Annotated in this window: 14 protein-coding genes; 4 read left to right on the forward strand and 10 right to left on the reverse strand. The window is 35.6% G+C overall.

Annotation, left to right across the window (positions count from 1 at the left end):
* Positions 1–2: 2 nt before the first annotated feature.
* From J2S19_RS06355 to J2S19_RS06370, 4 genes are all read right to left on the reverse strand, one after another.
* Positions 3–878: a carbohydrate ABC transporter permease gene (locus J2S19_RS06355; RefSeq protein WP_307338902.1), complete on the reverse strand. Its 876-nt coding sequence runs from the start codon at positions 876–878 to the stop codon at positions 3–5.
* Between the two features lie 14 nt (positions 879–892).
* Positions 893–1,792, reverse strand: a complete 900-nt coding sequence (locus tag J2S19_RS06360) for a carbohydrate ABC transporter permease (protein ID WP_307338905.1) — start codon at positions 1,790–1,792, stop codon at positions 893–895.
* Positions 1,793–1,846: 54 nt separating this feature from the next.
* Complete coding sequence (locus J2S19_RS06365) at positions 1,847–3,118, reverse strand: ABC transporter substrate-binding protein (protein ID WP_307338908.1); 1,272 nt, start codon at positions 3,116–3,118, stop codon at positions 1,847–1,849.
* Between the two features lie 312 nt (positions 3,119–3,430).
* Positions 3,431–4,231, reverse strand: a complete 801-nt coding sequence (locus tag J2S19_RS06370) for a YwqG family protein (protein WP_307338910.1) — start codon at positions 4,229–4,231, stop codon at positions 3,431–3,433.
* A gap of 244 nt (positions 4,232–4,475) precedes the next feature.
* Between J2S19_RS06370 and J2S19_RS06375 the strand changes: the two genes are divergently transcribed.
* Positions 4,476–4,940, forward strand: coding sequence for a hypothetical protein (locus J2S19_RS06375; RefSeq protein WP_307338912.1), 465 nt, complete (start codon positions 4,476–4,478; stop codon positions 4,938–4,940).
* A 1-nt stretch (position 4,941) separates the two neighbouring features.
* Here the strand turns inward: J2S19_RS06375 and J2S19_RS06380 are convergent, their stop codons facing one another.
* From J2S19_RS06380 to ssuE, 5 genes are all read right to left on the reverse strand, one after another.
* A complete protein-coding gene (locus J2S19_RS06380) occupies positions 4,942–5,967 on the reverse strand; it encodes an RpnC/YadD family protein (RefSeq protein WP_307338915.1) in 1,026 nt (341 codons plus the stop codon).
* A gap of 236 nt (positions 5,968–6,203) precedes the next feature.
* Positions 6,204–7,214, reverse strand: coding sequence for an aliphatic sulfonate ABC transporter substrate-binding protein (locus J2S19_RS06385; RefSeq protein WP_307338918.1), 1,011 nt, complete (start codon positions 7,212–7,214; stop codon positions 6,204–6,206).
* Positions 7,215–7,295: 81 nt separating this feature from the next.
* A complete protein-coding gene (locus J2S19_RS06390; RefSeq protein ID WP_307338921.1) occupies positions 7,296–8,132 on the reverse strand; it encodes an ABC transporter permease in 837 nt (278 codons plus the stop codon).
* An 18-nt stretch (positions 8,133–8,150) separates the two neighbouring features.
* On the reverse strand, positions 8,151–8,333 hold the full coding sequence (locus J2S19_RS06395) for a Fur-regulated basic protein FbpA (protein WP_307338923.1): 183 nt from the start codon (positions 8,331–8,333) through the stop codon (positions 8,151–8,153).
* Positions 8,334–8,403: 70 nt separating this feature from the next.
* Positions 8,404–8,931: an NADPH-dependent FMN reductase gene (ssuE, locus tag J2S19_RS06400; RefSeq protein WP_307338926.1), complete on the reverse strand. Its 528-nt coding sequence runs from the start codon at positions 8,929–8,931 to the stop codon at positions 8,404–8,406.
* A gap of 578 nt (positions 8,932–9,509) precedes the next feature.
* Between ssuE and J2S19_RS06405 the strand changes: the two genes are divergently transcribed.
* The gene (locus J2S19_RS06405; RefSeq protein ID WP_307338928.1) at positions 9,510–10,355 is read left to right on the forward strand and encodes an aldo/keto reductase; all 846 of its coding nucleotides are present in this window, start codon (positions 9,510–9,512) and stop codon (positions 10,353–10,355) included.
* 128 nt (positions 10,356–10,483) lie between these two features.
* Here J2S19_RS06405 and J2S19_RS06410 read toward each other — a convergent pair whose 3' ends face one another.
* Complete coding sequence (locus J2S19_RS06410; RefSeq protein WP_307338931.1) at positions 10,484–10,891, reverse strand: methyl-accepting chemotaxis protein; 408 nt, start codon at positions 10,889–10,891, stop codon at positions 10,484–10,486.
* Positions 10,892–10,895: 4 nt separating this feature from the next.
* Between J2S19_RS06410 and J2S19_RS06415 the strand changes: the two genes are divergently transcribed.
* Positions 10,896–11,261, forward strand: coding sequence for a hypothetical protein (locus tag J2S19_RS06415; RefSeq protein ID WP_307338934.1), 366 nt, complete (start codon positions 10,896–10,898; stop codon positions 11,259–11,261).
* Positions 11,215–12,390 carry a S8 family peptidase gene (locus J2S19_RS06420; RefSeq protein ID WP_307338936.1) on the forward strand — a complete coding sequence of 392 codons (1,176 nt, stop codon included), beginning with the start codon at positions 11,215–11,217 and terminating at the stop codon, positions 12,388–12,390. Before J2S19_RS06415 ends, J2S19_RS06420 begins: the two co-directional genes overlap by 47 nt.
* The last annotated feature ends 123 nt before the right edge of the window (positions 12,391–12,513 follow it).

The following is a 12,513-nucleotide window of genomic DNA, read 5'->3' on the forward strand; positions in this document are numbered from 1 at the left end:
TTTTAACCCTTTACTGCACCAATTGCTACACTGCCGATAATCCGTTTTGAGAATATCGCAAAGACGATTATGATTGGCAATACTGATAGTGCAACACCCAAATATTGCACACCATAATTTGTTCCGTAGTACCCTTGCAGAAGCTGTACTAATAGTGGCAACGGATACTTATCGTTTGTAAATAATAATACTAATGGTCCCATAAAGTTATTCCAGGAACCGATAAAGGTAAAAATCCCTAATGCAGCAAGGGCTGGCATAAGCATAGGTAAAATAATCCGGTTAAATGTTTTAAATTCACCAGCACCGTCTACTCTAGCTGATTCAATGACTTCATCAGGAATTGTACTATCAATAAACTGTTTGACAAAGAAAACGGCAAAGGCATTAGCCGCTGCAGGCAAAATGAGTGCTGCGTACGTATCAATTAAATTTAGAATATACATTATTCGAAATGTCCCAACTAAGCCTAGCTGTTGAGGGACCATCATCGTTGCAAGCACGAAGATGAAAAGAAACTTTTTCCCTTTAAATTTGTATTTTGCGAAGCCATATGCATTTAAGGCACCGAAATATAATGTTAAAGCAGTTGAACAGCAAGCAATGATTAAGCTATTAATAAAGCCACGCCAAATATTGACGTTTTCATTCATAGATTGGTAGTTTTCTATTAATGCGTTACCAGGTAAAAAGATAAATTTTGAAGCGATATCTGCATTTGTATGTGTACCATAAATAAGCATGATATAGAATGGGATGATACAAATTATCGCAAAGCATATGAGAAAAACGTGTACGATGACATGGCTAAGCTTAATTTTTCGCTTGTTCGATTTAATTTCTGTTACCGATGTTGCCAGTGAAAGATTTCGCGACATTTTGCAAACCTCCTTTAATTCGATTCACCCTTCGTTCTTCGGTTCATTAAAGTAAACGATAAGATGGAGAAAATGACAATGACAAGGAATAACCCGAAGGCAATTGCAGAACCGTAGCCATACTGATACCTTGTAAATGCTGTTTCATATAAATACATGACACTTGTTAACGTGGCATGATCCGGGTTACCGGTACCGTTCGTTAGTGTAAAAGGCTGGTCAAAAATTTGCATGCCACCAATGATTGAAGTAACGATTTGGAATAAGATGATTGGTCTTAGTAAAGGAAGTGTGATATGGAAAAATACTTTCACTTTGGAAGCGCCATCAATTTCCGCAGCTTCTAATAAATCTCGTGAGATACCTTGTAGGCCTGCGATGTAAATAATCATTGAGTAACCAAAATATTGCCAAAATAAAATCGATGATACGAGTATTCTCATAAACATTGGCTTATCTGCCCAGTTAATTGGGTCTGAAATAAAGCCAAGAGTCATTAATAATTGATTAAAGCTACCTGTTTGCCAACTGAAGATTAACGCAACTAATAGTCCTAAAGAAGCAGCAGTTACAATGTTTGGAAAGAAAAATACAGCCCGGAACAAACTCTTCCCTTTGACAAATTTTTCATGTAATATAACAGCGAGTACAAGACTGACAGTAAGCTGTGGGATGACGGAGACGCCCCAGATTAGCAATGTATTACCTAGTGACTTATAGAAGAAATAATCACTAAACAATCGTTGATAGTTTTCAAAGCCGATTAAAGCCGGATTGCCAAAACCATCCCAGTTTGTAAAGCTTAGATACAACGAATACAAAATCGGATATAATCCGAATACGATGAAAACGATAAAAAACGGAGCGATAAATATATATCCATAATGATTTTTTTGTAATGTCCTTGAGAACATATCCCTTCCCCCTTTGGTGCAGCTTTCCATAAAATACTGCAGCGGTGGTTTCGTTTACTTCACGTCAATTTCCGGGAAATTCTGGCCCACTTCAGTCTTAAATGTGTTCAGCATAGATTCCTTTGTTTTTAAGCGGCCATTTAAAAAGTCGTTCACCTTTTCATCCCATAACTTATTGATGTCATTGTCATATTTTGACTGTGGTGCTGACGGTACTTGTTCCCCTGCTTCTACGAAGAACTCAAAATATTTTTGTCCCCCTAGAAAATCTGACGTTAGATTTGGTGCTAGCTGTTCATCTATTTCTTTATTACTCAAGAAATATTGTTGACTAGTTGCTAATTCGGTAAGAAATTCTTCATCCGTTGTATAAAACTTCATAAATTCCCATGCAAGGTCTTTATTTTTACTATTGTTGTACATTGCTAGATATGTTCCACCACTGCTAAATGACTTTGGTCCATGTGCTAAGCCCCATAGTCCTGTGGTTTCAGGAGCATTTTTTTCGAAAATGTAAGGGAGCCCCCAGGTTGGCTCAGCGTAAAACATGACGGAACCCTTTTGCATCGATGCTGTCCATGCAGGTCCCCATACTTCATACTTTGCTTCAACATTGTTATCACGTGCTTCCCTTACGATATCGAGCTGATTAATCCTAACCTCATCGATCACAAGTTTTCCGTCAACAACCCATGGTTCTTTAATATTCGAGCTTTCGACTATATTGATGTCAGCCCAGCTTGATAAGGCATGAACTTCACCATTACTCTCCTTATAAACCTTTTTACCAATCTCCATTACTTTATCCCAGCTAGAAATAAGTTCACTTACTTCTTTGGGGTCATCTGTACCTAAGTATTGCTTCGTTAAATCGCGACGATAAAAGAAGCCACCTGGTGTACCTTGGTACCCTAAGCCGCGAACAACCCCTTCTTCATCCCTTTCAATATCTTGAATGTATGGGAATTGCTTATCCAGTATTTCCTCAGCATTGTATGGCTCTTGTGATAAATTTTCGAGTCTAGGAATTTGTTTGATTTGTGGCCAATAGGCATTTTCTACAAAAAACACATCTGGTACATTTTTCTCAACCTGTAAAACAGAAATAAGCTTTTGCACATAGTTATCATTATTAATAAACAGTAAATTGACATCAACATCAGGATTCCGTTCTTGAAATTTTTCAACGGCATATTTCGCTTCATCTGTAAATGTCCAAATCGTTAATTCCTTCTTATCTTCGGAGGCGGAATTTGAACAACCAGATAGTATCAATGACACTACTAAACCAATAACCATCGATAGAGAAAAGAGCCTTTTCTTCACGTTTGCACCACCCTTTTTAATGATTGGTTTTAGTTAAATACAATCTTTCGATTCATCACTCCTTTGTATTATATTTAGTAGCAGATATTTAAAGCGCTTACAAATACTTAAACTTAAATTATCTGCTAAACTAAGTGGCTAGAATGTTCCAAGTTGTTAACCATGAATATTCTGCACCTCGAGTAAAAAGAACTTTGTTTACAGAAAAATTCACAAAACACATAGGCGTCTTTTCGACTACGATAGGAAGCAGAGGGACGGTTCCTCCGCTTCCTTTTCAAAAAAAGGAAGCAGGAGAACCGTCCCTCTGCTTCAATAGCAATCCCAATTGTAAAGTACTTTTGAGAAGTCTAGGTTTTTTAAGTCTTGCTCGCGGATGAAGAAGTTACCTACGCCAGAATCGCCCCACATGATGTCGTTTGAGTTGTCTGTGTCGATTTGGAGGAGAAGAATGTTGTAGTCTCCGCTTCCGTATTCGCGTGGGTCTGTTTGTGTAAAGAAGCCGTAACCACCAATTTTATGACCATCATTTGAGACTTCCTCGGCAAAGATATCCCATAGCTCTGTTCCCTCCTCCTCATCAATCACTTCATCAAAGTTTATTTCTGCTAATTGCTCCTCAGCACGAAAGTCTGACATGCCTAGTGCTTCATATTCGATAGAGAATTCAAGACCTACTTCTGATGTGAATGGGAAACAAAAATCTTTATGCTCTTCATCGATTTTAGGGAATTCCTTTATCAGAATACCTTCCTCAAGAATGTCCTCGTGGTAGATAACTTGATATGTATCCCCATCTACTTTGCGGTCAAAGTCTAACCCCATTAAATCATCATAGGCAGCAATAAAGAATTGAAGAATCCCCTTCTCTGGGAATGGTTCTAGATGTGGAACCTCGGCAAAATTGATTTGTGCTAATAGTTTCATAGGTTTGCCACTATAGTCTACAGGGTATTCCATATTTTTAGGGAAGTATGGGTTGCCGCCGAATTTGCTTTGATAGATTCCAGTTTGTTTTCGTTCTCCATCTATGTGGATATATGGTACGATTGTTTTTTCGATAATGCTTTTGTATTTTTCTAGTTGTTTTGGTAGTGAGAGTTGCTTTTGCATAGTTTCACCTCATTAATTATTCCAAAATATTAGAATTAATAGAGTTCTGAATGGTTCGTTTTAAGACTACCAAAATAAGAAATAATTTTATATAGTCTGAAATATCCCTTCTTAAAATCTTCTATTATTAAACTCACTAATAATGCATTAATAAATTTACATGTTTTCGAATACTAATAAAAGGTTAAAAATCATATATTGTGGTTATAGATAAATAAAGGAATTTGTAGGAGGGGTTGTAGCAATGGAACCAATTAGGGATACGTTTGAAGAACGGAAACGATTTATATATGAATATTTAAACAAGAAATTGAAACTTTCTACTGAAACCAATATACTCTTATCCTACATCTATGCGATACCGTTTCAACAAAATGCACCTTTAACAGATGAATATATGCTTGAATTAAAAAGTTGTACGTCTGATGAGGATGTCAGAAGAGTATTGAAAAAAGTATTTGAGAAGCAAACCGATTATGAGTTTCGACATATACGTGATATTAAGAGGAAGCTGAACGTTCATAGTATGGATATTTACCAACAACTAAATTTGCTTATACATGAATTTAAACGTATTGAATCACATGGGTATCAAAAGGATATTACAGATTTAATTTCTCAGCTTAATAAGCAGAAACAGGATTTAATAGAAGGTTTCGATGTGGCCATAAATTATCTTGAAAATTGGGCTAATAAAAAAGAGAGCTAGATTAAATAACCTTACTCTCTTCTATACCCAAATATTTCTTTAATGATTTCCCAGTAGTGTCTTTGCTGATTAGTTCCCATGAACGTGAAATGATGCTGCTATCATAAGTGTGATTTAACTCTTCGATAATTTTTTCTTTCCCTGTAACGTTGTTTGTGTCAAGTGCTGCAAAGATTAAATCTTCAACGATTAAATCAGTTTCTGATTTGTAGTGCAGACCTCTTTGGGCAACTTTTATTAATTCCACGACTCTTTCCCCCTCATCACTTTTCTTTAATTCCTCTAGTCCATCTTCAAACTGATTCTTTTGTTTAGAGCTCATTTCATGATAGATGTAGTCAAATAGGAACTTGTAAGGTTGAGATAACTGTTCGGGATAGTCTACCTTAGAGTGAAGATTGGCTAATAACTTATGCCCTTCCAACATCATCTTCACACCATCTTTTTTGATAACTCTATTATCTGACATTAATCCCCAAAATGCAATAGCGACGGGGTTCGGGTTCTTCTTGTTATAAAATAGTGGGGCATTCCATACCCATTTTTCGTCATTTAAATTAATTAAATCATAATCAAAGGATTTATGTGACTTCATTCCGTACTTACTAAAATCATAAGCAAACTTCTCCGTTGTTGTATGCTTGAAACCTCTAAAGCCAATTAAAATAGAAATAATCGGAATTTTATTAAATGTATGCGTAAGTAAGTTGTGATAGTCCCTAACCCTTTCATCCATATTATCGTTAGTTGATTGATATTCAAAATGAAGGATGATTTCATTTTTGTCTAGGTTATCCATCCGAACGAGGAAGGCTCTGTCTAAATATTTCTTCCCATCAGGATGTGAAAGCAAGTGCTGATAGTGGTGTCGATAAGGTGAGGTGACATCTTCACTTAATGCTAACCATTTCTCATTTTTATCCAGGTTTAGATATAATTTATTGTAGAAGAGCTTCATAAAATCTTTTACTGAAAACTTAAATAATTGCTTGAAATTATTGTCGTGTTTGTGATGTTCCTCTGACATTAAACCAAATCCCCCCCTGAACTCTGCCATTAACATGATAACTTATTAAAAGTTAGAAAGGAATAGTTTGGTAGTTTTAAATAAATTGACGCGAGTTCAGGAACTAGAATTTGTGAAGATTGTGCAACAAGCAAAGTAAAAACCCTTTTATAACTGATAAAAGGGTGATGTTATGTGTTGTGACATATACGTAACTGACGATTCATTATTAATAGAAATAATGTTATTAGTTGTATTTATTTCTCTGCAATTTGATCAAGAGCCTGTTCTACGTATTTATTTTCGATAACTTTAGATGTTTCTAGCTTATTATCGATGCCGCCAACGGAGTATAAAAAGTCTGCTTGTTCTTGATGTGCTTTAGCAAATTCATCAGTAGTCGGTGATAGAATATACTCTGAATTTGTGAGTACGTTTTGGATAATCTCAACATCTAGTTTTTGGGATTCAGCTAATTCTTTTGAAATTTCATCAATGTTTTTTGAAAAATGCTGTCTGACTTCTTCATAGGTTTTTAGAAAAAGGATGGTTAAATCTGAGTGCTCTTCTGTAAACCTTGTTCTTGCGATAAGGAAGCTTGGTGCATTAATATTTAAATCCTCACCGGTAACCAATACTTTTGCACCTGTCTGATAGACTGCTGTTGTTGCATAAGGCTCCCATATTGACCAGGCATCAATGGAACCATTATCTAAAGCTGGCCTAGCCTCGTCTGGTTGAAGCTGAATGATTTCAATTTCTTTATCTGTCAGATTAGCTTTAGCAATTGCCATATACAGAAAGTTGTATGCACTACTACCTTTTGCGACTCCGATTTTCTTACCTTTTAAGTCTTTTAAATTATCGATTGAGCTACCTTTAGGAACAATAATTGTGTTGCCTTTCTTACCATCACTTGTAACAGCAATGGCTTTAAAATCCACATCTCCTGACTGTCCGGCAATAACAGGTGTCCCTCCGACTGCCCCAAAATCAATCCGTTCTGATGCTAAAGCTTCAAAATGTGGAGGTCCACTTGCAAATTCATTCCACGTTACTTTTACCCCAACTTTTTCAAAAGCTTCCTCAAAAATTTTATTTTCCCTAGCATAAGGCAATATTCCTATTTTTCCTTGTACCCCGATATTGATTATAATTTCTTCTTTTTTCTTATTTTGAGACAAGGATGCAGTCGAATCTGTGCATCCTGATAGAACATTTACAGATAACAGGAATACAACCAACAATAACGTTTTTAACTTCCTCACACTTCTTCGCTCCCTTATTTCTATTTGATAATTTCTATCTGTTTACTTGGTTTTAAAGCATAAAATACCGTTGTTATTACATTAACCTTGGAAGTTGTCTTGCCATTTTAATAACCTTCTTTCAAAAATTCGCACAAATGAATCTGAAAGCTTACCAAACACTGCAAAAATGATAATCCCTACGAACACAATAGATGTTTGTGAAAATTGTCTTGCATCCATAATCAGATAACCAATACCCTGACTAGAGCCCATTAACTCAGCAGCAACTAATGCTAACCACGAAACCCCGAGTGATAATCTCAATCCTAAAAGAATATTTGGTAACGCTGCAGGTAGAATTAATAACGTAATTTGCTTCCATCTATTAAACTCTAATACTTTCGATACAGCAAATAGCTTTGAATCGACACCTCTAATTCCGAGAAATGTGTTCACATATAGTGGGAAAAATGCTCCTTTTGCTATCAATAATATTTTTGATACCTCACCAAAACCAAACCACAAGATAAATAATGGGATAACGGCAAGTGTTGGAATTGTTCGTAGCATTTGTAAGGTCGGATCAACTGTATGTTCAAAATTTTTATTAAAGCCGACAGCCAACCCTGCGAGAAGCCCTAGCGTTCCACCTAGTAAAAATCCACCAATTACTCTTAATAAGCTGATTTGAAAGTGTCCTAGTAATTCACCAGTTGTCACCAAATCTAGAAATGTAGTAGAGATAATACTTGGCCTTGGAAGCAATGTTTCTGATATAAGTCCAAAAACACCTGATAATTCCCATATAATAAGAATGAAGAAAGGTAGATAGAATCCTTTCAAAAAAGTAGCTTGCTTACTACTTCCTCTTTTCCTGTTGAGAGATAGTTTATTTATTTTACGTTTACTAGAAGCAATTGCGATTTGATTTACCATGATTCTCCTTATTTACAATCAATATTGCTGATTCTGTTTGTTAACGCTTTGACTTTTGTATTGTTTGTGATATTCGAGTTCTATTTCTGATAAAGGTAATTCATATAGATGATTGTCTTCCTTCTTGTAAATGCCTAAAGATAACAATTGGTGGATGAGTTTTTCTTTTTTTTGGTTAACGGCTTTGCGCAACTTTGTCACTTTCTCACCTCTTCTCTGCATTAATAAAAATTGTTCGACCTAGATTTTAAGAAATAGTTAAATAATATAGTTACTTTAATTGATTCATAAAACTGTTAAGTGCTTCATTTAACCTTTGCTGCGCTTCTTCATGTATAGTAAACTGATGTTGCTCTAAACGAACTATTTGCTTATCAACTGTATAAACACCATTAACAAATTGAGTTGCACCTATTGCTGATAAAACGGGATTAAGGGCATATTCAATTGCTAGTAAATGGCCAATTGACCCTCCTATTACTAAAGGTAGGACGACTTTCTCTTTCAGACTTTTCTGTGGTAATAAATCAAGAAATGTTTTTAATATCCCAGAGTAGGCTGCTTTATAAACAGGGGTCAATACAATGACTCCTGAAGATGCCTCCACAAGTTTATTTGCTTGAATAATCTGAACACTATCAAATTTTGCTCTGATAAATTCCTCTGCTGGCAAAGTATGAACTGATATCGTTTTAAATGGAATATCATTTTCTTGAAGCACCTTTCTTACAAAGTTCAAGATTCCATATAATCGAGATGTTTCATTTGGCTCACCTGTAATAATTACCACTTTTGACATGTAATCTGCACCTCACTTGTTTTATTTCATTTATAAATTTTCATTACGAGCAAAATTGCGCCCTCATTAAATGAATGAAATATTAACCTATAACTCTTTAGTAAAAAACGGTAAACAAAAAGGCGCTCTAACTCTATGGTTTTATTATTCCATCTAGATTGAGTGCCTCTAGTTTTCTAGTCAGCTACATATATATTTTTTTATTTCATTTACTATCGTTTTATAGGCAACCACCTCCTCAGATTTAAAAGGTAATAAAAAAGGCATAACTCTTGTTATTACAGGAGTTATGCCTTCGGTAGTCCGATCGACTTTTTGCTATATATTAGATTAATGCGATTATAATCCATATTATTCCTACCTGTCAACTGAAGATTACGAAAAATTTACTGATTGTTAACTTTTTTTCTTCAATACTTGTCGGTTGTTAGAAAGTACTTATTTCCATCAAGTATTCATTAATAAGTAGTTGTATTACATTTATAGCATTATATCGTTTATGAGTAGATGATCCGTTACATATCATGTAAAGTTAAGAGTGTAGTGATAATCTAAGGTGGATGAAAGGAGATTTCATTTTGAGTACATCGATTCCAGAAATGACGCTTAATGATGGTGTTACGTTGCCTGTGATTGGTTTGGGTACATATGCTTTAAAAGGAAATCAAGGTGTAGAGTCGATCGAACATGCTGTTGACCGTGTAGGATATCGTCTTTTAGATTCAGCTTATAATTACGAAAATGAAGGTACAGTTGGAGAAGCGGTTCGACGCAGTTCTGTTCCAAGAGAAGAATTAAGGATAACATCAAAATTACCAGGACGTTATCAAGCGTACAACCAAGCTGTTACGACGATTGAAGAATCGTTATATCGTGCTAATCTTGATTATTATGATTTATATTTAATACATTGGCCTAATCCAAAGCAAGACAAATATGTTGAGGCTTGGCAAGCACTAATTGATGCTCAAAAGAAGGGGCTTATCCGGTCTATCGGTGTTTGTAATTTCTTACCGGAGCATATAGAGCGCCTAATAAAAGAAACTGGTGTGAAACCTAGCATTAATCAGATCGAACTACATCCTTTTTTCAATCAAGCTGACCAAAGGGATTGGCATGCTAACCAAAATGTACAAATACAGTCGTGGAGTCCATTAGCTCGAGCAAATGATGTGCTTGAAAACAACGTTATTAAGGAGATTGCTAGTAACTATCATAAAACTGCATCGCAGGTGATTTTACGTTGGCATTATCAATTAGGAGCAATTTCGATTCCAAAATCAGCTTCTCCTAAGAGACAACTTGAAAATATCTCGATCTTTGATTTTTCATTAACTGATGATGAGATTGGCTTGATTTCTGACTTATCGAAGCCTAATGGAAGAATAAATAATCAAGACCCTTCTGTTTATGAGGAGTTTTAACGGTCTTACTTTATGAAACTCGTATCTATCGTGATTTTCTGACGATTAATACCATGAAAAGCCCAAAAATGTTAATTTTGTACATTCTTAGGCTTTCACTATGAGCTACTTTGGAGTGGAAGGAGAAGTTATTGAACTCTAAAGTTTTGAATAATTTGTTGAAGCGATTCTGCATTTTTAGCTAAGATTTGTGCTGATGAGGCAATTTCTTGCATAGATGCTAATTGTTCCTCAGTTGCTGCTGAGATTGATTGAGAATTTGCTGATGTTTCCTCGGCAATATGTTTGACACCGCCAATTGCGTTCGTTACTTGGCTCATGCCAGATACTAATGTATTTACAAGGTTTGCGACTTCATCAATTTGGGTTACAACTTCTGTGATTGAGCCATCAATACTGTTAAAGATTTCCCCCGCATCTTGCACAACAACTAATCCTTCATTTACTTCAGACGTAGCTGACGTAACGGTGTTCATCGTATTTTGGGTATCGATTTGATTACTTTCATTAATTAATCCAACCGTATATGCTGACACACCTATGGAAAATGTAATCATCGTTTTTAAAGATGACGTAAATGAGAAGACAGTTGAGAGATTAAATGGAGAAATTGAAGAAGCGTATCATAATATCCCGATTGTGTCCGGTGAAGTACCTGAGGCAGCGATTCCACTACTTGAAAAAAATAAAGATATAGTTACAGTTGAAGTAGATCAACGCGTTCATATAAATGGTCAGACAGAAGATTGGGGAATTCAAACCGTAAACGCTAAACAATCTTGGAATTCCAATTATACAGGGCAAGGTATAAAAATAGCTGTAATTGATTCAGGGATATCTCCGCATCACGACTTAAAAATTGCTGGGGGGGATATCGTTTACTTCCTATACTACTTCATATCATGATGACAATGGTCATGGTACACATGTTGCAGGAATTATCGGTGCAGAAAATAATGAAATTGGTATTGTAGGTTCTGCTCCTGACGCAGACGTGTTTGCCGTCAAGGTATTAGACAAAAACGGTTCTGGTTACTTATCTGATATTATTAAAGGTATTGATTGGGCAATTTCTAACAAGATGGACATTGTCAATTTAAGTCTCGGGACAAGCAGTGATTCTCTTGCTTTACGACAAATTGTCGATAAGGCTTATAACAGTGGAATGTTAGTTGTTGCTGCTGCAGGTAATAATGGAGATGAAAAGGGTACTCTAGATTCAGTTGGCTTCCCTGCTCGTTATCCATCAACGATTGCAGTAGCTGCAATTGATTCAACTAATCAACGTGGCAGTTTTTCTGCTACAGGTAATACAGTAGAAATTTCTGCGCCTGGAGTAAATGTTCTGAGCACATATTTAAATAATCAATACATGAAAATGAGTGGTACTTCAATGGCTACACCATATGTAGCAGGTACGTTAGCTTTATTTAAACAAATGTACCCTACCCTTTCACATATTCAATTGAGAGCGAAATTAGCCGAAACAGCACTTGATATAGGCACTACTGGTAAAGATTCATTTTATGGGTATGGGGTAGTTCAAGCACCTGTATTTATACAAGAACAGGCCCCTTCACTTCCTAAAGAGATTGTAAAAGAACAAATTCCAGCTTCTGTTGTTAATCAAGTTAAAAAGCAGCCTGTGCCAACACCTGCTAAGCAACCAGTTAAACTACCTGTCAAAGCTGTACCTAACAAGGTTGTTAAAAAACCGATTGTTAAGAAAAACCTTATCTCAACGCTGTCAAGTACTCGTTCTACTTATCATGTAGGTAGCACTATATGGGTGAAATTAAAGGCATTGGATAAGATATCGAGGAAGCCAATAGCAAACGGAACCGTGAAATTAACGGTTAAACCACCAAAAGGTAAGGCGAAAGTTGTCACATTAAAAACAAATAAAAAAGGTGAAGTTTCTTATAAGCTCGTAACGAATAAACGTACTACGAAAGGTTCTTATAAATTTTCAGCTACGACTTCTGTTGCAAACTACAATCAAATTTCTAATACAAAGACTGTTCGGTTAAAATAACATTTATTTTATTTTAAAACTCCATTTGATTGATGGGGTTTTTCCTTTTGCTAAATGAATTTAACAAAATCACACTAAAGATTAGTTTTATTGTTATGTTCGAGAAGAACGCTAATATTATAT

It is taken from the genome of Metabacillus malikii, assembly GCF_030813355.1.
Taxonomy (GTDB): Bacteria; Bacillota; Bacilli; order Bacillales; family Bacillaceae; genus Metabacillus; species Metabacillus malikii.